We start from the raw sequence: 26,177 nt of genomic DNA, 5'->3' as shown, positions 1-26,177 counted from the left end.
CGACGCGCGGCAACGTTGGATCACCATGCCGGAAGCCTTCTCCCCCACCCTGCTCGGCTGGAGCGATATCGCGCTGCGGATGGGCGCCGCCTTCATCCTGCCGCTGGCGATCGGCCTCGAGCGGTTCCTCCATCGCAAGCCGATCGACTACCGCCCCTTCGTGATCATCTCGCTGGCCGCCTGCGGGTTGCTGATCGGCGCGGTCGAACTGCTGCATTCCTATCGTGGTCCGCAGGTCCAGCTCGATCCGACACGCGTGGTCGAGGGGGTTATCACGGGGATCGGCTTCATCGGTGCTGGCGCCATGTTCCGGCAGGGCAATTTCGTCCAGGGCGCGGGATCGGCCGCGGCGATCTGGTGCGCGGGCGTGATCGGGCTGATCTGCGGCATGGGCGAGATCTGGCTGGCGGCCCTCATCACCTTGCTCGTGCTGGCCCTGCTGCTCGCCAGCCGCCCCTTTACCGAGAAATGGGATCCCGGCTCGGACATGAAAGCCCCCGAATAACAGTCACTTGTCGCCGAGGGGTCGCGAACCCTGTCGACAAAGCCATAGAATTGTCTTGCGACTGATTTGCAATAGCATACGATGACGGCAGCAAAGGAGATCGCATGGCCCATTCGCACGATTCGACCGCCCTCGACCTGCCACTGCCCGCGCGGCGGCACCAGACGCTGGGGCTGGTGCTGGTCCGACGGCTTGCGGGCCACGGCTTGCACGACGCGCGCGCGACGATGCTCGCGCTCGATGCCAGCGGGACCAAATTCCGCCGCCTGCTGGTGCTGGCCCGCGCGCTGGTGGTCGATCTGGCGCGCACCTCGCGCCGCAAGATCCTGCTCGCGCCCTGCTGCGCGGCGGGGATGACGCGTGACGAAGGCCTGCTGATGGCAATGGTCGGTGGCGGCGGGCTCGACGTCCACGGCGTGCTGACCGAGGACGCGGCCTGCACCGATGCGATGGCGACCGCGCATGCGCTGGGCGAGGAACTCGACCGCGTGGCAACGCGCAACGCCTGGCGCCGCTAGCGCTCGCGCGGCTGGTTAAAGTCCCGCAGCGACGAGCGCGCGGTCGAGGTCTTCCTTCAGATCCTCGACATCCTCGAGCCCGACATTGATCCGCAGCAGCCCTTCGGTGACCCCCATCTCGTCGCGCGCTTCCTGCGTCATACCCGCATGGGTGGTGCTGGCGGGATGGCACATCAGGCTGCGCGCATCGCCGATATTGTTCGAGATATCGACCAGTTCGAGCGCATCGAGCAGGCGGAAAGCGGTGGCGCGATCGCCCACGTCCATCGCGAAGATCGGCCCCGTCGCGACCATCTGTTCGCGCGCCAGATCGTGCCGCGGATGGCTGGGCAGGCCGGGATGGAGGATCCTCGGCAGGCGATGCTCGATGAAGGAACCCAGCGCCACCGCGTTTGCGCTCTGCTGCCGGGCACGCAGGTCGAGCGTCTCGATCCCCTTGTGCACCACCCAGGCGTTGAAGGGCGAGATGTTGGGCCCCGTGTTGCGCTGGAAAGGCAGCAGCACCTCGTCGATGAATTCGCGCGAGCCGCACACCGCGCCCGCCAGCACGCGGCCCTGCCCGTCCATCAGCTTGGTGGCCGAATAGGCGACCACGTCGGCGCCGAAATCCATCGGCCGCTGCAGCGCGCTGGTGGCGAAGGCGTTGTCGACCACGGTGGTGATGCCATGCGCCCTCGCCACGCTGCAGACATGCGCCAGATCGACCACGTCGAGCGTGGGATTGGCGGGGGTTTCGAAGAAGAACACCTTGGTGTTGGGCCGGATCGCGGCCTCCCATGCGTCGTTGTCGGCGCTGTCGATGACGGTGGTCTCGATCCCGAAACGCGGCAGCAGCTGGTCGAGCAGCCAGCGGCACGAGCCGAAGGCCGCACGCGCGCCGACCACGTGATCACCCGCCGACAGCTGGCACAGCAGCGCGGTGGTCATCGCCGCCATCCCGCTCGCCTGCGCGCGGCACGCCTCTGCCCCTTCCATCAGCGCGATGCGTTCCTCGAGCATGGCGACGGTCGGGTTCTGGAGGCGCGAATAGGTCATCCCCGCATCCTCGCCCGCAAAGCGGTCGGCGACCGTCTGCGCGTCGTCATAGGTATAGCCCGAGGTGAGGAACAGCGCCTCGCTGGTCTCGCCATGCTCGCTGCGCCAGGTGCCGCCGCGCACCGCCTGCGTTGCGGGACGCCATTTGCCGGTGATCGAGCGGTCCATGCCGGTGGTCTTCTTCATGGCAGGCGCGATAGCACGCGCGCAGCGCGCATCAAGCGGGTCGCCCTTCCAAGGCTGCAAGCCCCGCTTCGGCAATGTCGCCGCACCCCACCGCGCGCAGCATCTGCGCCCCTTCGATAACGGTCAGCACCGCGCGCGCACCCGCCTGCGGGTCGGGATCGTCGGCCGGCAAGTGGTCGACCACCCAGGCCAAGAGCACATCCATCATCCCGCCTGCAGCATCGAGATAGGCAGCATTGTCGTCCGAACAGCCCGCGACAATGTCCCACCACACGCGAAAGAAGGGCGCGAACTGCGGCTCTTCGGTAATCGCATAGACCGTTTGCGCGCAGGCACGGCGCGAGGCACTGCGATCCTTGGGGAATGCGGTGTCGAGCGCGGCCGCGAACATGCCCGCCAGATATTCGAGCAATGCCGCGACCAGCGCGTCCTTGGTGCCGAAGTGGTAGATCAGCATCCGGTCGCTGGTCCCCGCCGCCTTGGCGAGCGGACGCAGCGAAGCAGCGGCAAGACCATTCTGAAGGACATGGGCCGCAAGCAGCGGCACAAGGGATTCACGGGACATACGGGTGGGCGCCATCGGCAGGCTTGTAGCGAGCGCTACAGATCGCTACAAGTGTAGCACCTGCTACGTTCGACTCAGGAGCTTGCCATCATGAATGCCTTCGAATTCCTCGCAGCGGGCGGCGTCGTCGCAGCCATCGCAGTCCTCGCCTACATTCTGTCCGGTTCGCCCAAGGTGGGGAGTGCTGCCTTGGCCGCCGCGCTGAGCGCCGGTTTCGGCGCCTTTACGGCCATCACCATCGCGCAGGATGGCGTGGTACCGGTCTGGACCAACCACACGCAGAACTTCTGGGGTGTGCAAGTGTGGTGGGACCTGCTGTTCGCTGTCGGGATTGCGGCCTTCTTCATCGCTCCACGGGCGCGTGCGGCGGAGATGAACCTGCGACCCTGGTTGATCTTCGTCGCCGCCACCGCCAGTATCGGGCTACTCGCCATGGTCGCGCGGCTGTTCTGGCTCGAACGGCGCACAACTCCCTGAACTTGCTTGAAGGGCGCGCGCGGCTTTCCTAAGCCGCTTGGCGATGAGCCGCGCGCCCGAACAGGTCCAGGATCCGCTTCGCTGGTGCGCTGCGCTTGCGCTGGCCTTCTGGCTCGCCTGCCTGCCGCATCTGACCGCGGTGCCGCATGCCTATTTCGACGAGGTTCACTATCTCCCCGCCGCGCGCGAGCTGCTGGCGCTGGACGAATTCACCAATCGCGAACACCCGCTGCTGGGCAAGGAGCTGATCGCGCTCGGCATCGCGCTGTTCGGCGACAACCCCGTCGGCTGGCGGCTGCTGCCCACACTGCTGGGCACGCTGGCGCTGTTCGGCGCCATGCGCGCGCTGTGGTTCGCCAGCGAAAGCCGCTTCGCCACGCTTGCCTATGGCGTGCTGCTGGCGACCGGTTTCCACCTGTTCGTGCACGCGCGCATCGCCATGCTCGACATCTTCTACCTGGGCTTCCTCGCGCTGGCCGCATGGCAGTTCGCCGCCGCGATCCGCCAGCCCGAACAGGGCCGTTGGCGGCTGGCGCTGACCGGCGTGGCGCTGGGGCTGGCGATGGGCGCGAAATGGAACGCGCTGGTCGTCGCCATGCTGCCGGGGCTGACCTTTCTCGTCGCGCGCGCGCTGGCGGGGCGGCGCAGGCTGCTCATGAGCCGCCGCGGCGCGCCGGTCCCGGGCACCACGCTGCTCGAGGCGACGCTATGGCTCGGCGTGGTGCCACTGGCGGTCTATGCCGCGACCTATCTTCCCGGCTTCCTCTTCCGCCTGCATCCGATCACCGAGGGGCTGATGTTCCACCACCAGTTCATGCTGTCGCAGCAGGAACAGGTGCTGAAGCCCCATCCCTACCAGTCGACCTGGGAGCAATGGGTGCTCAATGCGCGCTCGATCTGGTATCTCTACGAACCCGTCGCGGGGGTGCAGCGCGGAATCATGCTGATCGGCAACCCGCTGACCATGCTGCTCGGCCTGCCCGCGCTGGCATGGTGCGCCTGGCACGGGCTGGTGCGCCGTTACTGGGCCGCGCTGGGCGTGGCGCTGGTCTATGCGGTGAGCCTCGGCTTCTGGGTGATCGCAAGCAAGCCGGTGCAGTTCTACTATCACTACGCGCTGCCGAGCATGGCGCTGCTCGCCGCGCTGGCACTCGCCTGCGACGCGCTATGGCGCAATGGCTGGCACAAGAGCGCACTCGCACCGGTGATCGGCAGCGTGCTGGTGTTCGGCTGGTTCTACCCGATCATCAGCGGCGCACCGCTGGTCGGCCCCGACAGCTTCGCCGTATGGACCTGGATGGCCAGCTGGCGGTAGGGGTTTGGCGGGGTGCTTGCTGGATTGCCGCGTCGCCTGCGGCTCCTCGCAATGACTGGGATAGTGAGAGGGTCACCCTTTCGAGAAGTCATTGCGAGGAGCGCAGCGACGACGCAATCCAGTGCTATACAGCGATGTCCCCATAGAGATCGCGCCAAGTCGGGTTGAGCGTTTCGATCAGCGCCAGCTTGCGCTTGCGCGACCCATCCTTGAGCTGCTTCTCACGCGGAATCGCCAGCTCGATATCATCGTGCCATTCGTACCAGGCCAGCAGTTTGCAGCCATACCGAGCGGCGAAACCCTGCCCGATGCCTTCGCGATGCTGCCAAGCGCGTTGCGGCAGGTTCGAGGTCACGCCGATATAGAGCGTTCCGTTGCGGCGGTTCGCCATGATGTACACCGCCGGCTGGAAGTCCTCGCGACAGGCCATGCTCACGCTTTAGCATATCGGCGCGCTACTCGTAGAGGTTCGCTGGATTGCCGCGTCGCTTCGCTCCTCGCAATAACTGTGTTCTGATCGCCAGTCATTGCGGGGAGCCGCAGGCTCCGCGGCAATCCAGGGCTATCAGGCGCTTACTAGCGTCAAGCTATCCCTCAATACCTGCCCCAGACGAAGCGGCTCGACAGCGCGTAGTTCCACACCGAGCCGATCCCGATGCCGACCAGCGCGGCGAGCACTTCGTGCAGGCCCCGGTCGTTGAGCGTGGTGGCCACCGCGACATTGGCGAAGGCGCCGATAGAACAGGCGGCGATGAAACTGAGCCAGCCCCAGAACACGCGGTCTGCCTCTTTCAGGCGACGGTCGCGGTAGGTGAGGAAATTGTTGAGCCAGAAGTTGAAGGTCATCGCGCCGAAGGTCGCGACCGCCTGGCTCCAGCCGAAATTGGTCCCCGCGACCAGCATGAAAGCATAGAGGATCGCCATGTGCACCAGCACGCCGAGCGCCCCGACCGTGCCGAACAGCGCGAAGCGCGTCGGGATGATGCGGCCGAAGCTCTTGTCGTAGAGACCGGCGAGGAAATCGAGTGCGATCGCGCGGTCGAGCTTGCTTTCGCCGGAGCGGCGGGCGGAGAAATTCATCGGGAAGTCCTTCACCTTGAGCGGTGTTTCGGAAGTGGCGAGCAGGTCGAGCAGGATCTTGAAGCCGATGCCCGAAAGATTGGGCACCAGCGCACGCGCGGTTGCGCCGGGCAAGAGGAAGAAGCCGCTCATCGGGTCGCTCAATTCGACCCCGGTGAGCTTGCGCGCGAGCATGTTGGCGACGCTCGACAGCTTCTCGCGGTCGGGGCGGCCCCATTCCTCCATGCTCGCGCCCTCGGCAAAACGGCTGGCGACCGCGACCTCGGCCTCGCCGCCCTTCACAGCCGCGAGCATGTCGACCAGCAGCTTGGGATCATGCTGGTGGTCGGCATCCATTACCGCGACATAGGGCGCAGCGGTGGCGCAGAAACCCTCGATCGCCGCGCTCGACAGCCCGCGGCGGCCGATCCGCTGCAGTACGCGCACGCGCGGGTCGGATAGCGACAGGCGGCGGGCCTCGTCGCTTGTGCCATCGGCGGAATTGTCGTCGACAACCAGCACTTCCCAGCCCGACGCGCCCAGAGCGCCTTCGATCCGCTCCACCAGCGGGGCGAGATTGTCGCGCTCGTTGAGCGTGGGCAGGATGATCGCCAGCTCCAGCGGCCGGGGTTCGACTGCGGTTGCAAAGGCCGGATCGGGGTGCGTCTGCGGTGTCATGTCCATTGCATGAACCGGTTATGCGCCAATCCTCAAGATATGGTTACGATCTTCCTAACAATCGCGTCGCCGATCTCTTGCGTAGAGGCGTCGCCGCCGAGGTCGCCGCCGAACACGCCATCGGCAAGGATGGCCTCTACCGCGCGCTCGATCCGCACGGCATCCTCGTCGCGCCCCAATGAATGCCGCAGCAGCATGGCAAGGCTGAGCACGGCGGCTACCGGGTTGGCCTTGCCCTGCCCGGCAATATCGGGCGCGCTGCCATGGATCGGCTCGTAGAGTCCGAAGGTCCCGTATCCGGTCTGGCGCTCGCCCAGCGAGGCACTGGCCAGCAGGCCGATCGAACCGACGCAGGCACTGGCCTGGTCGGACAGGATGTCCCCGAACAGATTGCCGGTGACGATGGTGTCGAACTGACCGGGCGATTTGACCAGCTGCATCGCGGCATTGTCGACATACATGTGCTCGAGCTCGACCTCGGGATAGTCCTTCGCCACCTCGATCACGGTCTCTCGCCAGATGCGGCTGGTTTCGAGGACATTGGCCTTGTCGACACTTGTAAGCCGCTTGCCGCGCCCCATCGCCGCGCGGAAGCCGGTGTGCGCAATGCGGCGCACCTCGGCCTCGTTATAGGACATCGCGTCCCACCCCTCGCGTCCGCCATCGCTGTCGCGCTCGCCCTTGTCACCGAAATAGACGTCGCCATTCAATTCGCGCACCACCAGCAGGTCGATGCTGCGCGCGACGTCGGGCTTGAGCGAGGACAGGTGTTCGAGCCCGGGGAAGCCCGACGCGGGGCGCAGATTGGCGAACAGGCCCAATTCGCTGCGCAGGCCGAGGATTGCCTGCTCGGGGCGGAGCGCTCGCGGCAAGTCGTCGCAGGAAAAATCGCCCACCGCGCCGAACAGCACCGCATCGGCGGCGCGCGCCATCTCGAGCGTTTCAGGCGGCAGCGGATGACCGTGGCGGCGATAGGCAGCGGCACCCACATCGCCCTCGAACAGCGTCAGGCCGGGCAGCGCCAGCGTTTCGAGCACGCGGCGCGCCTGCGCGGTCACTTCGGGGCCGATTCCGTCTCCGGCAAAAATTGCGATCTTCATCATTCATCCAGTCATTGCGAGCGGAGCGAGGCAATCCAGTCCTGCACTGGCTGGATTGCCGCGTCGCCATCGGCTCCTCGCAAAGGCTGGCCTAGGATATCATCCGCGCCAGCCGCTGCCTGAGGAGATGCCGTGCAGCTAGGACGTCGGCGCGGGTATCGGCAAGCAGGTAGCGCCCGATAAGCGGCTCCTGCCGGTCGAGAATTTCCAAGGCCTGGCCAAGGTCCGCTATCTCTGGCCGCTGGCCGCCATAGCCGAGTTCACGCAGCAGCAGCGCTTCGTAGAGCGCGAGCGCGGCGACCCAGTCGCGCGCGGCGCCTGCCGAGCAGATCGCGTCGAGCAACCCGCCAAGCGCGGCGTGAAGCGATGGATAGGGATTGCGTTCGGGTAGCGCACTGGCGGTGAGCGCAGTGGCCCAGGCGATCGCCGCGGCGGGCAACGGCTCGCCCAGCCAGGGGCCGCGACTGGTGACGAGTTCGAGCCGCGCGAAAGGCAGCTGACTGTCCGACTTGGCGCGGATTTCCGTCTGCACGACATTGCCCGGGATCACCACCGGACGCAGCTGGCGCCCGCGCCCGCCCGCCACATAGGCCGCGACCATGCCGTGCTGCTCGGTCAGCATCCGCGCGATGACCGCCGTCTCGCCATGCGCACGCGCGGCAAGCAGAATGGCGGGAGCGGTCAGCTGCATGGGGCGTCCTTAGCCGCTTGCGTCGATCCTGCGAAGACGGCGGGGGCGACATTCAGCGAGACGTATCGCGGGCTTCGATGTCAGTTGGGCCCCCGCCTGCGCAGGGGCCTAGATAAGCTCTCTGCACGCAGACCCCCGCGCGGCCAAAACCCTACTTGATCTTGGCTTCCAGCGCCGCGACGCGCGCCTTCAAATCTTCGGCTTCCTCGCGCGCCTTGCCGGCCATGGTCTTGACCGCGTCGAATTCCTCGCGGCTGACGAAATCCATTCCGCCGAAGGTTTCCCTGGCGCGCTCGCGGGCGGCGTCGCGCGCCTCGCGGCTCATTCCGGCCAGCGTTCCGGCCGCCGAATTGGCGAGTTTGACGAAATCGGCGATGAGCGGGTTCTGTGACTGCATCCCATCCAGATGGGACGGGATGGGGTTTTTGTCTAGAGTGCTCGTTTGTTGAGCCTCAAGCGCCGGCGGCCGCGTTCGCGGCCTTAGGCTATCCTCGCTCATGCGACCTGAAGGTCGCGTCGCTGCGGGCGCGCGGGCGCGCTTGCCGTCCGCTGTCGCAGACGGGACCAGCGCTACTTCAGCATGGTGGCGTTGGTATCCGAGCCGAAGGCGAGGCAAGGGCGACCGCCCGCCCGCAGGGGCCCGTAGGAGCGAAGCGACGGAGGAACAGCCCCGAGGACGAACCCGCGGATGCGGGTTCGAAAAACCAAAATCTCTCCCCTAGATCCGCACCCGCTCGACCGCGCCATCCGGGCTTCCGCCATCGGCATCGGGATTGAGCTGGAGGAACTGGTAGTTGAGTGCGGTCGCGAAGCAGACCCAGGCGAGGTAAGGCAGCAGCAGCAGGCCCGCGAGCCGGCGGACGCGCCAGAACAGCGCGATCACCACCAGCAGCGTCAGCACGATCGCAACCAGCAGCACCAGCGCGCCGGTGATCTGCTGCGCGCCGAAGAACACGTAGCTCCACGCGAGATTGAGCGCGAAATGCACCGCGAAGACCCACAGCGCGGCGGTGCGCCCACGCGCGCCCCAGGCGGATGCGACCAGCGCCAGCGCAAAGCCGATCATGACGTAGAGAATCGTCCACACGATGCCGAACCACTTCGGCTCCGGATAGATGTCCGGCTTGGCGAGCGACTGGAACCACGCGGTGTCGGGGCTGCCCGTTTGGCCGGCCAAGAAGCCGAGCAGCACGCACAGCGGGACGGTAAACAACGCCCAACGAATGAAACTTGCGCGCAGCTGCCCGCGCGACGCCAACATGTTCATGTGGATTTCCCGTATCCGATTCGTTTCATGCGTCTTTTGCCGAGCGGGGCACGGGCTGGCAATGCACCTGCCCGGGGCGTGCCCCTCACCCCTTGACGATCCCCTTAGCCACGAGGCTGCGCACCGTATCCTCGAGCGTCTGTTCGGCGGGAATGAAGGTGAAGCCGAGCACCTCTTCGGTATGCTTGCCCGAGACGTCGCGGACATTGCCCAGCTCGCCCTTGATCTGCTTCATCTCGTCAAGAAACAGCGCGAGCAGCCGGACCAGCCAGTCGGGCATGGCGCGGCGCGGCACCCGGCCCGCATGTTCGGGCGCGCGTTGGCGGATGACATCGGCCATTTCGCGCAGCCAGAGAAACTTCTCGCTGGTCGGGAAGCGCTCGCCCCGCACTGTCTCGGCCGGTGCCTCGATCGCGCGGACATGCGCTTCGGCGACATCGCGCACATCGGTGACGCAAATGCCCATGTCGGGGATCAGCGGGATCGACCCGTCGATGATCTTCTTCACCAGTTCGACGCTGGTCGACATATCGTCGTCATGGACGGGTCCGAACACCGCGACCGGATTGACCGAACAGAAAATCATCTCGGGCGCATGCAGCGCAACCCAGTCGCGCGCCGCCCGCTCGGCCACGGTCTTGCTTTCGATATAGGGCGGCACGCCCGCGGTCAGATCGGTCCAGTCGAGATGGGTGAAATGGTCCTTGTGCGGCTGGCCATAGGCGATCGCCGCCGCGCTGCTGGTTTGCACGAAGCGCGAAATGCCCGCGCGGTGCGCGAATTCGAGCGCGCGCAGCGTGCCCTCGCGCGCAGGCACCACCAGCTCGTCCTTGTCCCGGGGCGTCGCCAGCGGAAACGGCGAGGCGACATGCGCCACCGCGTCGCAGCCGGCATTGGCCTCGGCCCAGCCGGCATCATCGAGCAGATCGGCCTGGAACACCTTCAGCCGCTCACCCGCACCGCTCCAGCGCGCGCGCAGCCGCGGTTCGCTCTTCGCAGCATCGCGGACCGTGGTGTGGACGCTGTGCCCGCGTGCCAGAAGCTGCTCGATCACCTCGCCGCCGATATAGCCGGTGCCCCCGGTCACCAGGATCGTCATTGCCATCTGTCTGCGCCCCCGCTGTTCTGCTAGGCGCGAGACTAGGCAGAATGGCCGCAGCGGGCAACGGAGTCGCTATGAAACAGGTCGATTTCCTCGTGGTGGGCGCCGGGATCGCGGGGCTGTCCGCCGCTGCGCGGCTGGCACGGCACGGGACCACGCAGGTGGTCGAGGCCGAAGCCGGGCCCGGCGTGCATTCCTCGGGCCGCAGCGCCGCCTTCGCGCATTTCGACATGGACGCCTGGCTGGTGCGCGCACTGACCGCGGCGAGCATGCCGCTGCTGGCCGAACCCAGGGCAACGCCCCATCCCGCGCTGTTCATCGCGCTTGAAGGACAGGAAGCGGCGCTCGACGCTCTGGAAGCCAATTACCGCGAATGGGAGCCGCGCGTCGAACGACTGACGCCGGCCGAGGCGCGTGCGTTCACCCCGGTGCTGCGCGAGGGCGACGGCGGCATCCGCGGCGCGCTGCTCGACCGGCATGCGCGCAAGCTCGACGCGCATGCCATGCTCGAGGCGCATCGCAAGGCGCTGCTTGGCGAAGGCGGCAAGCTTGAGAACGGCGCCCCGGTGGAGCGGCTGGCGCGAGCGGGCGCGCGCTGGACTGCCGATACGCCGGGGGCAAGCTACAGCGCACGCTTGGTGGTCAATGCCGCGGGCGCCTGGGCCGACCCGGTCGCGGCGCTGGGCGGTATCGCGCCGCTGGGCATCACCCCGCTGCGGCGCACGGTGATCACTTTCGACACCGAGCACGCGGTGCGCGACTGGCCCTTCACCAAGACCGTGGGCCCCGGCTTTTATCTCGAGCCCGAGGGCAATGGCCGGCTGCTCGCCAGCCCGATGGACGAAGGCCCGAGCGCGCCCTGCGACGCGCAGCCCGAAGAGGAAGACGTCGCGCTGGCGGCGTGGAATGTCGAACAGGCGACCACGCTGACGATCCGGCAGCTGGCGAGCAAATGGGCGGGTCTCAGGAACTTTGCCCCCGACCGGCTGCCCGTGGCGGACTTCGACCGGCAAGCGCCGGGCTTCTTCTGGCTGGCGGGACAGGGCGGGTTCGGCCTGCAGACCTCGCCCGCCATGGCGCTGGCCGTGGAAGCGGCCGCGACCGGCGGGCCGTGGCCCGGGGAGCTGCGCGCGGTCGGCGTGACCCGCGCGATGCTGGCAGTGGAACGTCTCCGAACGCCGCCGGCATAGCAGCGCGCCTAGGCCGCGGCGTCGATCCTCAGGTGCATCCCCGACCCGTTTGCGCTCCAGTCGGGCGCCACGCCGAAGGATGAGGCGAGCGACTGGATGACACGCGTGCCCAGCCCCTTGGCCAGCGCCGCGCGTTCGGCATCCGCACTGGTGGCGCTGCCATCGTCGCTGCAGGCGATCGACCAGCCGTCGTCGCCCGCGCGGATGGCGATGGCGATCGATCCGCTGCGGTCCTGCAGCCCGTGCTTGACGCTGTTCGACACGAATTCGTTCACGATCAGCAGCAGCGCATTGGCGAGGCTGGGCGAGACGCGGTCGTCGCCGACCTCGATCACCAGCCTGATTCCGTCGGGCAGCAGCTGGCGCAGATCGCGTTCGATCCGTTCGAACAGCGAGCGCAGCTCCACCCGCTCGCCCTGTGCCAGATCGTGTAGTTCGGCATGCAGCGACGGGAGCGAGCGGATACGGATGCTGGCGTCTTCGAGCGCGGTCTGCACCGCTTCGTCGGTTGCCCGCTGCGCCTTCATCGACAGCAGTGCCCCGATCGAGGCGAGCGAGTTCTTGACCCGGTGGTCGACCTCGCGCCGGAGCGTCTGTTCCTGCGCCAGCGCAAACCGGAGTTCGAGTTCGCGCATCACGTGCTTGGACAACACCTCGAGCACGCGGCGCTGGTGCGGCGTGAGCGCGCGCGGCTTGTGATCGAGCACGCACAGCGTCCCCAGCGGCAGCCCCTTTTCGGTCCGCAGCACCGCGCCGGCGTAGAACCGGAAACCGGGCTCTTCGGTGCACAGCGGGTTGTCGGCCATGCGCTCGTCTTTCAGCGTGTCGGGGATCTCGACGAAATCGCCTTCGAGGATCACATGCCCGCACAGGCTCGTTTCGATCGGGGTAGAGCGTACGCCCAGCCCGACTTCCGCCTTGAACCATTGCCGGCCCTCGTCGATGAAATTGACGACCGAAACCGGGACCTCGCAGATCTGCGACGCGATCTCGACCAGATCGTCGAAATCGCGTTCACGCTCGGTATCGAGGATATTGTACCGGCGCAGTTCGCGCAGCCGTTCTTCTTCCCGGGGATGGAGGCGTGGTGTCATCCCGCACCGATAGCAGGGAAATCCTTCGGGCCTAGGTTTTTTGGTCCGCTGCGAGGTCCCCCGGGCAAGTGTGCCACACGGGCGCAGCGCAGCCGCCGGGCGCTATCGCGGCGGCAATCCCCAACGTTCAGCGGCTGGCGGTCAGGTAGTCCATAACGAGGTCCCAAGAGCCGAAGCCAAGGAAGATCCGCCCCGCCATCATCGACATCAGCAGGATGAGCAGCACCACCCACACCAGCATGATCCCGCTGGTCATCCGCCAGCTGGTCGGCGGCAGGCCCTGGAACAAGAACATCGCGATCCCCGCTACATTGACGCAGACGAGATTGACGGTGAACAGGAACAGCGCGTTGGCGCCCGCTTCGGGAATGCCCGCACCGGTATAGATGCCTGCTGCGGTCAGGGGCGGAACCAGCGCGACGGCGATCATCACCCCGACCAGCGCGAGCGAGGCGCCGCGACTGAAAGCCAGCACGCCCGCAGCGCCGCAGGCAAGCGCCAGCGCGATATCGGCGGGCTGGACCAGCGTGCGGTTCTTCAGTTCGGGGACCAGCGGGTCGATTGCCACCGTCATGCCGAGGACGACGCCCGAAAGCACCGCGAGCACGCAGCCGATGGCGAGCGTCGCGGCGGCCTGCTTCCCCAGCTTCCAATTGCCGACCGTCGCCGCCAGCGCCAGCCCCATCGTCGGCCCGAGCAGCGGGGCGATGATCATCGCGCCGATGACCACAGCGGTCTGCCCGCTGCGCATCCCCAGTCCGGCGATGATCGCCGACAGCGTGACCGTCAGCAGGTAGGCCGGGCCTGGATGCAGGCTCTCTTCGATGTCGTCGTAAAGTTCGTCGGTGCTGAGCCGGTCGCGGCTGAAGAACCGTTCGAGCCAGGTGGGGGTCGGCAGGTCGGCCGACAGCGGCAATTCGGTGACCGGCGTTTCCTCGACCACCGGGAGGATCGCCTGCAGCTCGGACACCAGCGCGGAGAATTGCGGCAGCTTACCGAAAGCCGCATCGAGATCGGCAAGCAGGCGTTCAGTATAGCGTTGCTGGACGATGCAGGTGTATTTCTCCTGCTCGCCGGGCACGGTTTCGCGCCAGAACCGCCTGCTGTGGCGCCCGAGGATGGTTTCCAGGTTCGGGACCTGGTCTTCGGGCAGGTAAATCTGGACAAGCCTCGCCGGCATTCAGGTTACCCGGTCATGCCCCGCGCCGGTCAATAGCCACCCGGCGGGTCGCTGGCGGGGAAGCTTTCGTCCAGATCTTCGTCGGTCGCGGTCCATTCGCGCGCGTCCGGATCGCGCATCGCGCCCGGACCGGCATGGCGCACGTCGGTATGGAAATCATGCGGCTGGTCTTTCGCAAAGGCAGCGTTGCGGGGCGCATCCTTGCGTTTGAACAGCGTGTAACCGGCAAGCCCTGCAAGCCCGAGTGCCACCATCTTCCCGATCACCGAACTTCTCCTGTCATCCGTTCAACTTTGCGGCGCGCCGTGCACATGGACATCGTGACCCGAATGCTCTGTCAGGATCTCGACCGCGCGGCGTTCGTCGCCGCAGTCCCATGTGCGCACCCAGAGCAGCAGGCCGCCATGTTCGAGCTGGTTCTGCAGGTTTTCCGCGTGCCGGTCACCCACCAATTTCGCCAGGCTGGCGCCCAGCGCGCCGCCGGCCCCGCCCGCGACCGCCGCGCCGACGATCACTGCGAGCAGCGAGCCGCCCGAGGCCACGATGGCGCCGATCGCAGTGGCCGCCGCGATATAGAGCGGCGTGGCGATCAGCGCGCCCTGCGCGTCGCCGATCGATTCCTTCGGGATATAGATTGCGCGCGGCACGGCGGGATCGTCCTCCAGCTCGGCGACCTTGTGGTACTGGTGACCAAGCAGCTCCTCGACCGTCTTCTCGGTCGCCAGCAGGCTGATCTCCGCCCGGTCGAAACCCGAACTCAGCAGCTCGTCGATCGCTTCCTCGAGATCTGTGCTGGCGTCGAAATAGGCGACGGCCTCACGAATGCGGAAAGCATCGGGTGGGGTGGTCATATGCTGTACTCCTGCAAAGCGGACATGCGCCTGCGCCGCGCGATGGCGCACTGTACCACGCCGACGTCCCGCCGTCCCATCTCCAGTCGTGGCCCTGCCGCAGCCGCTCATTTTTCAACTTGCGGCAGTGCCCGAACAGACTTTATGACACCGGTTACCATTTAGTGACGCGCTCGGCGGGGAGGACAGCATGACGACATTCGCATATCCGAAATCGATACGGCGCGCGGTGGCGGCGGCGTTGGTGCTGGCCGGGGTCGCTGCCGCCCTCGGCGGTCCGGCCCCGGCGGCACACGCACGGCCCATGCTCGAAGTCGCCCCCGGCGGGCGTTACCTGCAGACCAGCGAGGGCAAGCCGTTCTTCTACCTAGGCGACACCGCCTGGGCGCTGTTTCACCGGCTGACGCGCGAGGAGGCCGAAACCTATCTGCAGGACCGCGCAGACAAGGGGTTCACCGTGATCCAGGCGGTGGCGCTGGCCGAACTGCGCGGGCTGGACGAACCCAATGCCTATGGCGAGCTGCCGCTGGTGGGGCGCGATCCGGCGCAACCCAACGACGCCTATTTCGCGCATATCGACCATGTCGTGGCGCGTGCCAATGCGCTCGGGCTCACCGTGGGCCTGCTGCCCTCGTGGGGGCGGTACTGGCGTGATGGCGGTTCGCAGATATTCACTGCACAAAGCGCGCGCAGCTATGGGCGGTTCCTCGGGCAACGCTACCGCGATGCGGGGGTGATCTGGATCCTCGGCGGCGATTCGAACGTGCGTTCGACCAATGAACGCGCGATCATCGACGCGATGGCGCGCGGCCTGCGCGAGGGCGACGGCGGCCGCCACCTGATCACTTTCCACCCGCGCGGCCCGGGGCTGTCATCGGTGCAGGTGCGCGATGCGGACTGGCTCGACTTCTACATGAACCAGTCGTCGCATGCGGCGCGCGATCTCGATACGGGGCTCTATGTCGAGCACGACCGCGCGCTGACCCCGCGCCGTCCGGTGATCGACGGAGAACCGCGCTATGAAGGCATTCCGGTGGGTTTCTATAACGAAGGCCACGACCCGTGGCTGCGCTTCGACGATGACGATGCGCGGCAGGCGGCATGGTGGGCAGTGCTCGCGGGCGCGGCAGGGCACACCTATGGCAACAACAATGTGTGGCAGATGTGGGCCCCCGGACGCGATCCCGCGATCGGCGCGAACCGGCCGTGGTCCGATGCGATCGACGATCCCGGGGCGCGCCAGATGGGATTGCTGCGCCGCTTCATGGAAGCGCAGGACTTCGCCACGCTCGAACCGCGGCAGGACCTGATCCTCGACGGCCCGCGGCACGGCCCCGCCAAGGTGCGGTTGGCGCGGGCGGCGGACGGGCGGCGGATCATCGCCTATTCGCCGCGCGGCGAGCCCTTCACCCTCGACCTTGGCGCGCTGGAAGGGGGCATGCACACGCAATCATGGTTCGACCCGCGCTATGGCGCGACCTACCGCTTCCGCACCGAACAGAGCCAGGGCATCCAGTCCTTCGTCCCGCCCTCCTCGGGCGAAGGCGAAGACTGGGTGCTGCTCATCGAGGCCGAAGGCGCGGCAGCCGCGCCCTAGCGCATCAGCACCAGTTCTTCCGCCATGGTCGGGTGGATCGCAGTGGTGGCGTCGAAATCTTCCTTGGTCAGCCCCGCCTTCACCGCGATCGCGGCGGCCTGCATCATCTCGGGCGCTTCGGGGGCGATCATGTGGATGCCGACGATGCGCCCGCTGTCGCCATCGCAGATCATCTTGATCAGGCTGCGTTCGTTGCGCCCGGCGAGCACGTTCTTCATCGGGCGGAAATCCGACAGGTAAACCTTCACGCTGCCCAGCTGGTTCTTGGCCTCGCCCTCGGTCAGGCCGACCGCGGCGATCGGCGGATGGCTGAACACCGCGCTGGGGATGCAGCTGTGATCGACCGCGATCGGGTCGTGTCCGCCGAAGACGCTGTCGGCGAAGGCCTGGCCCTCGCGGATCGCCACCGGGGTCAGCTGCACGCGGTCGGTCACGTCACCGACGGCATAGATATGGTCGACATTGGTCTTGCTGAAACGGTCGACCTTGACCTCGCCGCCCTCGCCCAGTTCGACGCCGGCATTCTCGAGGCCCAGCCCTTCGGTGTTGGGCACGCGGCCAACCGCGAACATGACCAGATCGGCCTTTTCCTCGTCGCAATCGGACATCTTCACGAAATAGCCGCCTTCATCGCACGGCTTGATATATTCGAAGGTGGTGTTGAAGCGGAACTGGATGCCCTTCATCGTCGAAATCTGCAGCAGCCGGTCGCGCACCGCCTCGTCATAGCTGCGCAGCAACCGGTCGCCGCGATTGACGATGTGAACTTCGCTGCCGAACTCGTTGAAGATGCCGGCGAATTCATTGGCGATATAGCCGCCGCCCGCGATGATGATCTTCTTGGGCAATTCGTCGAGATGGAACGCCTCGTTCGAACTGATCGCATGTTCGGCGCCTTGGCATTCGGGCATGCGCGGGCGGGCGCCGGTGGCGATCAATATGGTCTTTGCGGTCACGACCTTGCCGCTGGCCAGCGTGATTTCATGCGGGCCGGTGATCTCGGCACGCTCCTTGAAGATCGTCACCTCGTGGCTTTCGAGCGTGTTGGTATAGGCGCCCTCGATCCGCTCGACGTCCTTCAGCACATTGTCGCGAAGCGTGATCCAGTCGAAGGTCGCGTTCTCGGTCGACCAGCCGAAATTGCGTGCGTCCTTCAGGTCTTCGGCGAAATGCGCGCCGTAAACGAGCATCTTCTTGGGTACGCAGCCGCGGATGACGCAGGTTCCGCCGACGCGGTGTTCCTCGGCCACCGCCACCTTCGCGCCATGCGCCGCCGCCACGCGGCTGGCGCGCACGCCGCCCGAGCCCGCGCCGATGGTGAAAAGGTCGAAATCATACTCGCCGCTGGTGCCTGCCGCCAAAACCTGTCTCCGTCTGTTGCGCGCCCGCACTTGGGGCCTGCCCCGGCGCGGCACAAGGGGCAAGCGGGAACCGCGCGGCGGGTCGGCCCATTGATCCGGCAGTCCCTGGGAGGGGATGCTGTGCCTGCCGCAGCCATCCAACGGGAGACCGCATGACCGATACGCTTGCCGATTACGCCGCCGAAGGGACGGCGATCCTGCCACATCCATGGAACTTGCTGGCGCTGGCCGTTATCGCCACTCTGGCCGCGCTGCTGCTGCACCATGTGGTGTTCCGCCTGCTGCGGCGCGTGGTCGGCCGCACGCGGAGCGAGGCCGACGAAATGCTGGTGCGGCGGCTCGCCATGCCCACGCGCTTCGCACTGGTCGCGCTGGCGCTGGTGCTGACCGCGCGCGAGATCCCCGCTTTCGAGACGGTGTGGGAGCGCGTCGCCGGCTTCGTCATGCCCGCAGTGATCGGGTGGATCGCGCTGGCGATTTTGCAGGCGCTAATCGAGGCGATGAAGCTGCGCGCGGATATCTCGGTGGAGGACAATCTCGCCGCGCGGCGGCAGCGCACCAAGCTGACCATGCTGAGCCGCATCGCCACTTTCATCATCATCTTCGTGACCGTGGGGCTGGTGCTGCTGTCGATCCCCGGCGTGCGCGACATCGGAGTGACGCTGGTCGCCTCGGCGGGGCTTGCAGGCCTTGCAGTGGGGGCCGCCGCGCAGCCCGCGCTCAAATCGCTGATCGCGGGCGTGCAGATGGCGCTGACCGAACCGATCAACATCGACGACGTGGTGATCATCGAAGGCGAATGGGGACGAATCGAGGACATCCGCACGACCTATGTGGTGGTCAAGATCTGGGACGAGCGGCGGCTGATCGTGCCGACCTCGCAATTCCTCGAAGGCGCGTTCCAGAACTGGACCAAGAAGACCGCGCAATTGCTCGGCTCGGTCATGCTCTATCTCGACCCAGCCACCCGGATCGGGCCGATCCGCGCAGAGTTCGAGCGCCAGATCGCCGACAATCCGCGCTGGGACCGCCGCGTGCAGGTGGTGCAGGTGACCGAGACCACGCGCGACGCGATCGAGGTCCGGCTGCTGATGAGCGCAAAGGATTCGCCCACGCTGTTCGACCTGCGCTGCGATATCCGCGAAGGCATGCTCGAATGGCTGGCGGATCACCAGCCCGAAGCATTCGCTCGCCTAAGGTTGCTGGAAGCGGATGCAGGCCCCGCCGGAGCAGGGCCCGCATAGGTCAGGGATCAGCCGCGCGGCGCGCCGCCACCGCTGCGCCGCCGGTTGCGGCTACGAGTGCGATTGCCGCCGGGACGACCCGCACCCGCGCCGGCACCACCCGAACCTGCCCCTGCGGGCTTGCCCTTGCGCGCAGTGTGCTTCTGCTTGGGCTTCGGTTTGCGTGCGGCATCGCCCGCGGGACGAACCTTGGGCCGTGCGAGGCGCGGTTTCTGTTCGCGCTTGGTGGGGCCGACGCCCTCGACCACTGCGCGGAAATTGTCGGGCAGCGCCAGTCGCTCGAACTCCGCGTCGGTTTTCTTGCGGATGTCCTTGAGGTAATCGCGCTCGTCCTCGGCACAGAAGGCAATCGCGATGCCATCGCGCCCGGCGCGCGCGGTGCGGCCGATGCGGTGGACATATTGTTCGGGCACGTTGGGCAGCTCGTAATTGAGCACGTGGCTGACACCCGGGATGTCGATCCCGCGCGCGGCGACATCGGTCGCGACGAGGATCGGCGTCTTGGCGCTGCGGAACTCGCCCAGTGCGCGTTCGCGCTGCGGCTGGCTCTTGTTGCCGTGGATCGCATTGGCAGGAATGCCGCTCTGCGACAGCTTCTTCACGATCCGGTCGCAGCCATGCTTGGTGCGCGCGAAGATCAGCACGCGCTCGAACTTGCCCGGCACCGGGTGGCGTTCGGACAGGATCATCTCGAGCAGCGTCTGCTTCTCGTCCTGCTGGACCATGAAGAGGAACTGGTCGATCCGTTCGGCAGTGGTGCTTTCGGGCGTCACCGAGACCTTGACCGGATTGCGGCAGTATTTGCCGACCAGTTCCTGGATCTGCTTGGGCATGGTGGCGCTGAAGAACAACGTCTGGCGGTCTTCGGGGACCAGTTGGCTGATCCGCCGCAACGCGTGGATGAAGCCGAGGTCGAGCATCTGGTCGGCCTCGTCGAGCACCAGCACTTCGACCTTGTCGAGCGTGAAGGCCTTCTGGTCGATCAGGTCGAGCAGGCGGCCCGGCGTCGCGACGAGGATATCGGTGCCGCGATGCAGCTTGTTGCGGTCCTTGTTGACCGAGGTGCCGCCGACGATGGAGTGCACCTTGAGCCCGGCGAGCGCGCCGTAATCCTTGGCGTTCTGCGCGATCTGGCCGGCCAGTTCGCGTGTCGGCGCAAGCACCAGCATGCGGCACGACTTGAACGGCGTCTGCTTGTCGGCTTCGCGCAGCCGGTCGATGCTGGGCAGCATGAAGGCGGCGGTCTTGCCGGTGCCGGTCTGCGCGATACCCATCAGGTCGCGCCCCTCGAGCACGGGCGGGATCGCCTGCGCCTGGATCGGCGTGGGAGTGTTGTAGCCCTTGAGGTCGAGGGCCTGGAGGACGGGCTGCGACAGCCCGAGGTCTTCGAAACGAAGATCGTCGTTGGATTGCGTCATGAAAACTCGCATTCGTAATGCGGCGCGCACGACAATCCATGGCGGATTCCGGGCGCGGTCGCGGAGGTTGTAACCACCCGCGTGAAAAGGGAAGTCTGGAAAAATGGACCGAGGCGCGGCCGGGGCGATGGATGTATCGTCATCGCCGCTTCACGCTGGCTAGCGCGCTTCGATGGCCCGGCAAATGGGCGCATTGCCCGCAAAAGTCAATTTGTTTCGCAAGTGCGAACGATCATTTCGCTTGCGCGCGGGGCAATTTCGGAAGCATCGTTGGCCTGGGGGCGCCTTGGGGGAACTACGATGAGAAACGCAATCCTGCGCCGCCTGGCGGGTCCCGGGCTGATTTTCACCGGCGCCGCGATCGGCACCTCGCACCTCGTCCAGTCCACCCGTGCGGGCGCGATGTTCGGCGTCGCGATGATGGGCGTGATCGTGCTGTCGACCCTGCTCAAATATCCCGCCTACCGCTTCGGCGTCGATTACGCGCATGCGCGCGGGCGGTCGCTGCTGTCCGGCTATCGCGAACTGGGCCGCTGGGCGGTATGGCTGTTCCTCCTCGCGGTGATCCCGCTCGTGCCAATCGTCTATGCGGCGCTGGGCGCGGCGACCGCGGGGATTTTCGCGGCGATCTTCGGGCCGCTGCTGCCGCTGCCGGTCATGGCATCGCTGGTGATCGCGCTCGCCGCCGCGCTGCTGTTCGCGGGCGGGTACCGGCTGCTCGACCGGGTCAACGGCGTGCTGCTCGCCTTTCTCGTCATCGCGACGGTGGCAGCCACCGTCATGGTCCTGCCGCGCGTCGAATGGGCCACGCTGACCGATTTCGGGTGGACGCGGCAGGCCACCGCGCTGCTGTTCATCGTCGCGCTGGCGGGCTTCATGCCCAACCCGCTCGATGTCTCGGTCGCACTGTCGCTGTGGAAGGTGGAGGCGGACCGCACCCTACCCGAAGGGGCACATCCCACGCTTGCGGAGGCGCGGAGCAGTTTCCTGTGGCCCTATGTCATGACCACGCTGATGGCGCTGTGCTTCTGCATCATGGGCGCGGGCGTGATGCATGCACAGGTTATCACCCCGCTGTCCGACGCGCCGGGGTTCGCGGGCCAGCTGGTCGACCTCTACCGCGAGGCGCTCGGGCCGAGTGCCGCCGCGCTCGCCGCCGTGGCCGCGCTGTCGGTCATGCTGACGACGGTGATCGCCGCGATCGACGCCTATGCCCGCGCGCTGCCCGCGGCGATCCAGGTGCTGCGCGGAGCGCACCAGGAGAGCGGCACGCGCAGGCAGTACGCTCTCAGCACGCTGGCGATGGCCGGACTGTCGATCGTGGTGCTGTTCACCGCGATGCGCGCCTTCACCACCTTCCTCGATTTCGTCACCAGCGCGACCTTCGTGGTCGCACCGCTGCTGGCGCTGCTGAACTACCTCGTGGTGACGCGCTGCGAGATGCCCGAAGACGCGCGGCCCAGCGCCGCGATCAAGGCGCTGAGCCTCACCGGCGTGGTCGTGATGGGCGCGTTGGCGGTGATGTATTTCGTGCTGGTTTGAGGCTGCTCACCCCAACCCAGCCGTCGCCAGCAGCGCTTCCGTACTCGCGTCGAATTCCTCGCCGCCCTGCTCGATTGCCTTGGCCATCTGTTTGCCGAGCTCCACGCCGAACTGGTCGAAGGGATTGATGCCCATCAGCACCGCGCTGGCGAAGACGCGGTGTTCGTGGAAGGCGATCAGCGCGCCCAGCGCGGCGGCGTCGAGATCGTCGCACAGGATCGTCGCGCTGGGACGGTCGCCGGGGTAGTTGCGCGCGGGGTCCTCGCCCGCCTTGCCTGCCATCAGCGCAGCGCCCTGCGCAAAGCAGTTCATCAGCAGGATGCGATGGTGCGCGGGGTCGAGCTCGTCGCCCGGCGCGACGCTGGCGATGAAATCGACCGGGATCAAATGCGTGCCCTGGTGGAGCAGCTGGAACACCGCATGCTGCGCATCGGTGCCCACCCCGCCCCAGGTGATCGGCGCGGTCGGGCCGTCGACGGGTTGCATGTCGGCAGTGACGCGCTTGCCGTTGCTCTCCATCTCGAGCTGCTGGAGGTAGTCGGGGAACAGCCCCAACCGTTCGTCATAGGCGAACACGGCGCGCGTCTGGCAGCCGCGCACGCGGGTGTAATAGAGATCGGCGAAACTCGCGCGCAGCACGAGGTTGGCCGCGCCGTCGGTGTCGCGGAAATGTTCGTCCACCGCCTTGGCCCCGGCGAGCATGGCGCGGAAATCGTCCATCCCCACCGCCATCGCGATCGGGAAACCGATCGAGGACCAGATCGAATAGCGCCCGCCCACGCTTTCCTGGAACGGCAGGATACGCGTTTCATCGACGCCCCATTCGACCGCGCCTTCGGGGTTGGCGGTCAGCGCGATCACGCGCCCGCCGGGATCGGATACGCCATTGTCGCGCAGCCATTTGAGCGCGCTTTCGGCATTGGTCATAGTCTCGATGGTGGTGAAGGTCTTGCTTGCCACCGCGATCAGCGTCTTGGCCGGATCGCATTTGGCGAACGCCTCTTCCAGCGCGACGCCGTCGATGTTGGAAACGACATGGACATCGCAATAGGCGAGATCGCGGCTGAGCGCATCGACACCCAGCGCGGGGCCGAGCGCGCTGCCGCCGATGCCGATGTGGATGAGGTGTTCGACTTCGCCCAGCGCGCCCTGGTGGATCGCTTCGACCAGCATGCCCATGCGGTCGATCAGTGCCATCGCCTCTTCCACCTTGGCTTCATCGCCCGTGCCGCGCAGCGTCGCGTGGTCTGCGGCGCGGCCTTCGGTCGGGTTGACCACCTCGCCGCCAAACAGCTTTGCGCGCATGCCAGCGAAATCCATCGCCTCGGCCAGCTGTTCGAACCCGGCGATTACCGCGCGGTCGAGATGCGTCTTCGACCAGTCGAACAGGATCCCGCCCGCCTCCGCGCCCTCGCCCAGCTCGATCCGGCCAGACAGCATGGCGACGCGCTCGGCGCCGCCGGGTTCGTCGGTGCCCTCGCCGCCATCGCGCACGGCGCTGAACAATTCGCCCAGCGTCGGGCGCGGCAGGGTGTCGAGGCGGGTCCAGAGCTCGGCTGCGGTGGTCATGACGGGCAAAAATCCTTTGATGGCTGCGCTCCTGCGACTAGGGAACTCGACGATGATTGAGAACCCCGCATGACAGAGCACGCGCTGGATACGAATTCGCCCGCGACAAGCGCCGAGGAACCCGAAAAGAAGGAAACGCTCGGCAGTTTCCTGTGGTTCGTCGCCAAGCTGGTGATCGCGGTGCTGATCTTCCGCAGCTTCATTTTCTCGCCCTTCACCATTCCCAGCGAGAGCATGCTGCCGAACCTGCGCAATGGCGATTACCTGGTCGCGGCGAAATGGCCCTATGGCTTTTCGAAGCTCTCGCTGCCGGGCGAACCCGCATTGTTCGAAGGGCGCATCTTCGCCAGCCTGCCCGAACGCGGCGACGTGGTGATCTTCAAGCACCCCGTGACGGGCGCGGATTACGTGAAGCGCGTGATCGGCCTGCCGGGCGACACGGTGGCGATGGAAGACGGTGTGGTCGTGCTCAATGGCGCAGCGCTGGCGCGCGAGGACGCGGGCCACGCCGATATCGCAATGGGCCCGAACACCGCCTGCCGCAGCGATGGGGGCGTGGTGGTCGAAGGCGGGACGGTTTGCCGCTATCGCCAGTTCCGCGAGACTCTGCCTTCGGGCGAAAGCTACATGACAATCGATTTCGGCGCGGTCGGCGCGCGTTTCCTGACCGATGGCGATGGTGGCCTTTCGCTCGATGCCAGCGGCGCACCCTTGCGCATCGATCCCGACAACATCGCGCCGGTGGTGGTCCCCGAAGGCAAGCTGTTCGTGATGGGCGACAATCGCGACAATTCGCTGGACAGCCGTTTCCCCGCGGTGCGCGACGGCGGCGTCGGGCTGGTCGATGCCGACCTGCTGGTCGGACGCGCCAGCCGCGTGCTGTGGTCGACCGATGGCAGCGCCGAATGGCTGCTGCCATGGACCTGGTTCACCGCCGCACGCTGGGACCGGATCGGCAGCGACCTATGACCGCATTGCCTTCCGACGCGCGCGACTGGCTCGACGCAACCGGCTTCACCGTCAAGGACGAGGCGCTGTGGCACGCGGCGCTGACGCATGGCAGCATGGGCGAACGCCAGGATTACGAGCGGCTCGAATTCCTCGGTGACCGCGTGCTCGGCCTGTCGATCGCCGACTGGCTCTATGCGCAGAGCGACGCACCCGAAGGCAAGCTGGCGCAGCGGCTGAACGCGATCGTCAGCCGCGCGATGTGCGCGCAGGTGGCGCGCGGGATCGGGCTGGCGCCGCATATCCGCATTTCCAAGCAGGCCAGCAGCGATGGCGGGCGCGACAGCGACAACATCCTCGGCGACGTGATGGAAGCGCTGCTCGGCGCGCAATTCCTCGACAATGGTTTCGAAACCGCGCGCGATCTCGTGCGGTTGCTGTGGCGGCCCGCGCTCGAAAGCGGTGCGGGCAAGTCGAAACATCCCAAGAGCGCGTTGCAGGAATGGGCCGCGGGCAACCAGCGCCGCCCGCCGCAATACGAACTGATCGACCGCTCGGGCCCCGATCACGCCGCGCGCTTCACCGTCCGGGTAAAGGTGCACAAGGTGGGCGAGGCGCAGGCCACCGCGAACAGCAAGCAGGAAGCCGAGAAGGAAGCCGCGCGCGAGTTCATGGAGCGCTACGGGTGACCGGGCGCCGGCCGCGAGCGAGTATCACACACCCACCCCGCCCCAGGCGGGACGAATGGAACCGACATGACTGACACGAAAACGAAATGCGGCGTCGTCGCCGTCCTCGGCGCCCCCAATGCGGGCAAGAGCACGCTGGTCAACCAGCTGGTCGGGCAGAAGGTGGCAATCACCAGCGCCAAGGCGCAGACCACCCGCACGCGGATGATGGGCATTGCGCTGCATTCGGGCGACGATGCGGAAACGCAGATGATCCTGGTCGACACGCCGGGCATTTTCGCGCCCAAGCGGCGGCTCGACCGGGCGATGGTCAGCGCGGCATGGGAGGGCGCGGAAGCCGCCGACGCGGTGCTGCTGCTGGTCGATCCGGTGAAGCAGCGGCGGCACGAGCTCGAACCGCTGCTCGAGCAGGTCGCCAGCCGGCCCGAGCGCAAGATCCTGGTGCTCAACAAGGTCGATGCGGCGAAGAAGGAACCGCTGCTCGCGCTGGCGCAGGAGCTGACCGACAAGGTCGATTTCACCGAGGTCTATTTCATCTCCGCACTGACCGGCGACGGCGTGCCCGAGATGAAGGACGCGCTTGCCGCGCTCATGCCCGAGGGGCCGTGGATGTATCCCGAGGACCAGGTATCCGACGCCAGCGAACGCCTGCTCGCCACCGAGATCACGCGTGAACAGCTGTACCGCCAGCTTCATGAGGAACTGCCCTACGACAGCGCGGTGCGCCCCGAGAAATACATCCAGCGGCCCGACGGCAGCGTCGAGATCCACCAGCAGATCGTAGTGATGCGCGACAACCAGCGTGCGATCGTGCTCGGCAAGGGCGGCAGCCGGATCAAGGAAATCGGCAAGGCCGCACGCGAGGAACTGAGCGAACTGCTCGGCCAGAAGGTCCACCTGTTCCTCCATGTGAAGACCGACGAACGCTGGAGCGAGGACAAGGAAATGTTCGAGGAAATGGGACTGGACTGGAAAAGCTAGGAGATCTTCGTCCTG

General features: G+C 66.7%; 27 protein-coding genes. 11 read left to right on the top strand and 16 right to left on the bottom strand.

Annotation, left to right across the window (positions count from 1 at the left end; all coding sequences use genetic code 11):
* The first annotated feature begins 25 nt into the window (after window positions 1–25).
* Both FHS69_RS00485 and FHS69_RS00480 read left to right on the top strand, forming a co-directional pair.
* The gene (locus tag FHS69_RS00485; RefSeq protein ID WP_166775729.1) at window positions 26–505 is read left to right on the top strand and encodes an MgtC/SapB family protein; all 480 of its coding nucleotides are present in this window, start codon (window positions 26–28) and stop codon (window positions 503–505) included.
* 104 nt (window positions 506–609) lie between these two features.
* A complete protein-coding gene (locus tag FHS69_RS00480) occupies window positions 610–1,023 on the top strand; it encodes a DUF6628 family protein (protein ID WP_166775727.1) in 414 nt (137 codons plus the stop codon).
* 15 nt (window positions 1,024–1,038) lie between these two features.
* Here the strand turns inward: FHS69_RS00480 and FHS69_RS00475 are convergent, their stop codons facing one another.
* Window positions 1,039–2,244, bottom strand: a complete 1,206-nt coding sequence (locus tag FHS69_RS00475) for a trans-sulfuration enzyme family protein (RefSeq protein WP_166775726.1) — start codon at window positions 2,242–2,244, stop codon at window positions 1,039–1,041.
* A 31-nt stretch (window positions 2,245–2,275) separates the two neighbouring features.
* Window positions 2,276–2,809, bottom strand: coding sequence for a TetR/AcrR family transcriptional regulator (locus tag FHS69_RS00470; protein ID WP_166775725.1), 534 nt, complete (start codon window positions 2,807–2,809; stop codon window positions 2,276–2,278).
* A 90-nt stretch (window positions 2,810–2,899) separates the two neighbouring features.
* Here FHS69_RS00470 and FHS69_RS00465 point away from each other — a divergent pair, with 90 nt between their 5' ends.
* A complete protein-coding gene (locus tag FHS69_RS00465) occupies window positions 2,900–3,286 on the top strand; it encodes a hypothetical protein (protein WP_243844492.1) in 387 nt (128 codons plus the stop codon).
* Window positions 3,287–3,329: 43 nt separating this feature from the next.
* On the top strand, window positions 3,330–4,601 hold the full coding sequence (locus FHS69_RS00460) for a phospholipid carrier-dependent glycosyltransferase (protein ID WP_166775723.1): 1,272 nt from the start codon (window positions 3,330–3,332) through the stop codon (window positions 4,599–4,601).
* 124 nt (window positions 4,602–4,725) lie between these two features.
* Here FHS69_RS00460 and FHS69_RS00455 read toward each other — a convergent pair whose 3' ends face one another.
* From FHS69_RS00455 to FHS69_RS00425, 7 genes are all read right to left on the bottom strand, one after another.
* Window positions 4,726–5,031: a GIY-YIG nuclease family protein gene (locus FHS69_RS00455; RefSeq protein ID WP_166775721.1), complete on the bottom strand. Its 306-nt coding sequence runs from the start codon at window positions 5,029–5,031 to the stop codon at window positions 4,726–4,728.
* Between the two features lie 164 nt (window positions 5,032–5,195).
* On the bottom strand, window positions 5,196–6,338 hold the full coding sequence (locus FHS69_RS00450) for a glycosyltransferase (RefSeq protein WP_172603188.1): 1,143 nt from the start codon (window positions 6,336–6,338) through the stop codon (window positions 5,196–5,198).
* 32 nt (window positions 6,339–6,370) lie between these two features.
* Window positions 6,371–7,438: a 3-isopropylmalate dehydrogenase gene (gene leuB, locus FHS69_RS00445; protein ID WP_166777013.1), complete on the bottom strand. Its 1,068-nt coding sequence runs from the start codon at window positions 7,436–7,438 to the stop codon at window positions 6,371–6,373.
* 91 nt (window positions 7,439–7,529) lie between these two features.
* Window positions 7,530–8,129 (bottom strand): recombination protein O N-terminal domain-containing protein, encoded by a 600-nt coding sequence (locus FHS69_RS00440; protein ID WP_166775718.1) that lies wholly within the window; start codon window positions 8,127–8,129, stop codon window positions 7,530–7,532.
* A 151-nt stretch (window positions 8,130–8,280) separates the two neighbouring features.
* A complete protein-coding gene (locus tag FHS69_RS00435; RefSeq protein ID WP_067672518.1) occupies window positions 8,281–8,526 on the bottom strand; it encodes an accessory factor UbiK family protein in 246 nt (81 codons plus the stop codon).
* 321 nt (window positions 8,527–8,847) lie between these two features.
* Entirely contained in the window at window positions 8,848–9,396 is a 549-nt protein-coding gene (locus tag FHS69_RS00430; protein ID WP_067672515.1) for a TspO/MBR family protein, read from the bottom strand.
* A gap of 85 nt (window positions 9,397–9,481) precedes the next feature.
* A complete protein-coding gene (locus FHS69_RS00425; RefSeq protein WP_166775716.1) occupies window positions 9,482–10,501 on the bottom strand; it encodes an NAD-dependent epimerase/dehydratase family protein in 1,020 nt (339 codons plus the stop codon).
* Between the two features lie 71 nt (window positions 10,502–10,572).
* Between FHS69_RS00425 and FHS69_RS00420 the strand changes: the two genes are divergently transcribed.
* Entirely contained in the window at window positions 10,573–11,688 is a 1,116-nt protein-coding gene (locus FHS69_RS00420; protein ID WP_166775714.1) for an NAD(P)/FAD-dependent oxidoreductase, read from the top strand.
* 8 nt (window positions 11,689–11,696) lie between these two features.
* Here FHS69_RS00420 and FHS69_RS00415 read toward each other — a convergent pair whose 3' ends face one another.
* The 4 genes from FHS69_RS00415 to FHS69_RS00400 form a co-directional block, all read right to left on the bottom strand.
* Window positions 11,697–12,782 carry a histidine kinase dimerization/phosphoacceptor domain -containing protein gene (locus tag FHS69_RS00415; protein ID WP_166775712.1) on the bottom strand — a complete coding sequence of 362 codons (1,086 nt, stop codon included), beginning with the start codon at window positions 12,780–12,782 and terminating at the stop codon, window positions 11,697–11,699.
* A gap of 127 nt (window positions 12,783–12,909) precedes the next feature.
* A complete protein-coding gene (locus tag FHS69_RS00410) occupies window positions 12,910–13,962 on the bottom strand; it encodes a TIGR00341 family protein (protein WP_166775710.1) in 1,053 nt (350 codons plus the stop codon).
* A 29-nt stretch (window positions 13,963–13,991) separates the two neighbouring features.
* Window positions 13,992–14,228, bottom strand: a complete 237-nt coding sequence (locus FHS69_RS00405) for a hypothetical protein (RefSeq protein ID WP_166775708.1) — start codon at window positions 14,226–14,228, stop codon at window positions 13,992–13,994.
* 21 nt (window positions 14,229–14,249) lie between these two features.
* Window positions 14,250–14,813, bottom strand: coding sequence for a hypothetical protein (locus FHS69_RS00400; protein ID WP_166775706.1), 564 nt, complete (start codon window positions 14,811–14,813; stop codon window positions 14,250–14,252).
* Window positions 14,814–15,003: 190 nt separating this feature from the next.
* Between FHS69_RS00400 and FHS69_RS00395 the strand changes: the two genes are divergently transcribed.
* On the top strand, window positions 15,004–16,410 hold the full coding sequence (locus FHS69_RS00395) for a glycoside hydrolase family 140 protein (RefSeq protein WP_166775704.1): 1,407 nt from the start codon (window positions 15,004–15,006) through the stop codon (window positions 16,408–16,410).
* Here the strand turns inward: FHS69_RS00395 and gorA are convergent.
* Window positions 16,407–17,771 (bottom strand): glutathione-disulfide reductase, encoded by a 1,365-nt coding sequence (gorA, locus tag FHS69_RS00390; protein ID WP_166775702.1) that lies wholly within the window; start codon window positions 17,769–17,771, stop codon window positions 16,407–16,409. The two genes, FHS69_RS00395 and gorA, sit on opposite strands and share 4 nt — an antisense overlap.
* Window positions 17,772–17,923: 152 nt before the next feature.
* Here gorA and FHS69_RS00385 point away from each other — a divergent pair, with 152 nt between their 5' ends.
* Complete coding sequence (locus FHS69_RS00385) at window positions 17,924–19,015, top strand: mechanosensitive ion channel family protein (protein ID WP_082892280.1); 1,092 nt, start codon at window positions 17,924–17,926, stop codon at window positions 19,013–19,015.
* Between the two features lie 8 nt (window positions 19,016–19,023).
* On the opposite strand, the gene FHS69_RS00380 is transcribed toward FHS69_RS00385, so the two are convergent.
* Complete coding sequence (locus FHS69_RS00380) at window positions 19,024–20,433, bottom strand: DEAD/DEAH box helicase (protein ID WP_166775700.1); 1,410 nt, start codon at window positions 20,431–20,433, stop codon at window positions 19,024–19,026.
* 300 nt (window positions 20,434–20,733) lie between these two features.
* Between FHS69_RS00380 and FHS69_RS00375 the strand changes: the two genes are divergently transcribed.
* Complete coding sequence (locus tag FHS69_RS00375) at window positions 20,734–21,975, top strand: NRAMP family divalent metal transporter (RefSeq protein WP_166775697.1); 1,242 nt, start codon at window positions 20,734–20,736, stop codon at window positions 21,973–21,975.
* Window positions 21,976–21,981: 6 nt separating this feature from the next.
* Here the strand turns inward: FHS69_RS00375 and pgi are convergent, their stop codons facing one another.
* The gene (gene pgi / locus FHS69_RS00370) at window positions 21,982–23,544 is read right to left on the bottom strand and encodes a glucose-6-phosphate isomerase (RefSeq protein WP_166775696.1); all 1,563 of its coding nucleotides are present in this window, start codon (window positions 23,542–23,544) and stop codon (window positions 21,982–21,984) included.
* A 69-nt stretch (window positions 23,545–23,613) separates the two neighbouring features.
* Between pgi and lepB the strand changes: the two genes are divergently transcribed.
* The 3 genes from lepB to era all read left to right on the top strand — a co-directional run bounded on the left by lepB (window position 23,614) and on the right by era (window position 26,162).
* Entirely contained in the window at window positions 23,614–24,513 is a 900-nt protein-coding gene (lepB, locus tag FHS69_RS00365) for a signal peptidase I (protein WP_166775694.1), read from the top strand.
* On the top strand, window positions 24,510–25,181 hold the full coding sequence (rnc, locus tag FHS69_RS00360) for a ribonuclease III (RefSeq protein ID WP_067464286.1): 672 nt from the start codon (window positions 24,510–24,512) through the stop codon (window positions 25,179–25,181). Before lepB ends, rnc begins: the two co-directional genes overlap by 4 nt.
* A 66-nt stretch (window positions 25,182–25,247) precedes the next feature.
* Entirely contained in the window at window positions 25,248–26,162 is a 915-nt protein-coding gene (gene era / locus FHS69_RS00355; protein ID WP_166775692.1) for a GTPase Era, read from the top strand.
* Window positions 26,163–26,177: the final 15 nt, after the last annotated feature.

Source organism: Qipengyuania flava, assembly GCF_011762005.1.
Lineage (GTDB): Bacteria > Pseudomonadota > Alphaproteobacteria > Sphingomonadales > Sphingomonadaceae > Qipengyuania > Qipengyuania flava.
This window is presented reverse-complemented; position numbering and strand designations above follow the sequence as displayed.

Coding starts and splice junctions, on each gene's coding strand:
- FHS69_RS00485 (WP_166775729.1), top strand. CDS start 26: ATGCCGGAAGCCTTCTCCCCCACCCTGCTCGGCTGGAGCGATATCGCG.
- FHS69_RS00480 (WP_166775727.1), top strand. CDS start 610: ATGGCCCATTCGCACGATTCGACCGCCCTCGACCTGCCACTGCCCGCG.
- FHS69_RS00475 (WP_166775726.1), bottom strand. CDS start 2,244: ATGAAGAAGACCACCGGCATGGACCGCTCGATCACCGGCAAATGGCGT.
- FHS69_RS00470 (WP_166775725.1), bottom strand. CDS start 2,809: ATGTCCCGTGAATCCCTTGTGCCGCTGCTTGCGGCCCATGTCCTTCAG.
- FHS69_RS00465 (WP_243844492.1), top strand. CDS start 2,900: ATGAATGCCTTCGAATTCCTCGCAGCGGGCGGCGTCGTCGCAGCCATC.
- FHS69_RS00460 (WP_166775723.1), top strand. CDS start 3,330: ATGAGCCGCGCGCCCGAACAGGTCCAGGATCCGCTTCGCTGGTGCGCT.
- FHS69_RS00455 (WP_166775721.1), bottom strand. CDS start 5,031: ATGGCCTGTCGCGAGGACTTCCAGCCGGCGGTGTACATCATGGCGAAC.
- FHS69_RS00450 (WP_172603188.1), bottom strand. CDS start 6,338: ATGACACCGCAGACGCACCCCGATCCGGCCTTTGCAACCGCAGTCGAA.
- leuB (WP_166777013.1), bottom strand. CDS start 7,438: ATGAAGATCGCAATTTTTGCCGGAGACGGAATCGGCCCCGAAGTGACC.
- FHS69_RS00440 (WP_166775718.1), bottom strand. CDS start 8,129: ATGCAGCTGACCGCTCCCGCCATTCTGCTTGCCGCGCGTGCGCATGGC.
- FHS69_RS00435 (WP_067672518.1), bottom strand. CDS start 8,526: ATGCAGTCACAGAACCCGCTCATCGCCGATTTCGTCAAACTCGCCAAT.
- FHS69_RS00430 (WP_067672515.1), bottom strand. CDS start 9,396: ATGAACATGTTGGCGTCGCGCGGGCAGCTGCGCGCAAGTTTCATTCGT.
- FHS69_RS00425 (WP_166775716.1), bottom strand. CDS start 10,501: ATGGCAATGACGATCCTGGTGACCGGGGGCACCGGCTATATCGGCGGC.
- FHS69_RS00420 (WP_166775714.1), top strand. CDS start 10,573: ATGAAACAGGTCGATTTCCTCGTGGTGGGCGCCGGGATCGCGGGGCTG.
- FHS69_RS00415 (WP_166775712.1), bottom strand. CDS start 12,782: ATGACACCACGCCTCCATCCCCGGGAAGAAGAACGGCTGCGCGAACTG.
- FHS69_RS00410 (WP_166775710.1), bottom strand. CDS start 13,962: ATGCCGGCGAGGCTTGTCCAGATTTACCTGCCCGAAGACCAGGTCCCG.
- FHS69_RS00400 (WP_166775706.1), bottom strand. CDS start 14,813: ATGACCACCCCACCCGATGCTTTCCGCATTCGTGAGGCCGTCGCCTAT.
- FHS69_RS00395 (WP_166775704.1), top strand. CDS start 15,004: ATGACGACATTCGCATATCCGAAATCGATACGGCGCGCGGTGGCGGCG.
- FHS69_RS00385 (WP_082892280.1), top strand. CDS start 17,924: ATGACCGATACGCTTGCCGATTACGCCGCCGAAGGGACGGCGATCCTG.
- FHS69_RS00380 (WP_166775700.1), bottom strand. CDS start 20,433: ATGACGCAATCCAACGACGATCTTCGTTTCGAAGACCTCGGGCTGTCG.
- FHS69_RS00375 (WP_166775697.1), top strand. CDS start 20,734: ATGAGAAACGCAATCCTGCGCCGCCTGGCGGGTCCCGGGCTGATTTTC.
- pgi (WP_166775696.1), bottom strand. CDS start 23,544: ATGACCACCGCAGCCGAGCTCTGGACCCGCCTCGACACCCTGCCGCGC.
- lepB (WP_166775694.1), top strand. CDS start 23,614: ATGACAGAGCACGCGCTGGATACGAATTCGCCCGCGACAAGCGCCGAG.
- rnc (WP_067464286.1), top strand. CDS start 24,510: ATGACCGCATTGCCTTCCGACGCGCGCGACTGGCTCGACGCAACCGGC.
- era (WP_166775692.1), top strand. CDS start 25,248: ATGACTGACACGAAAACGAAATGCGGCGTCGTCGCCGTCCTCGGCGCC.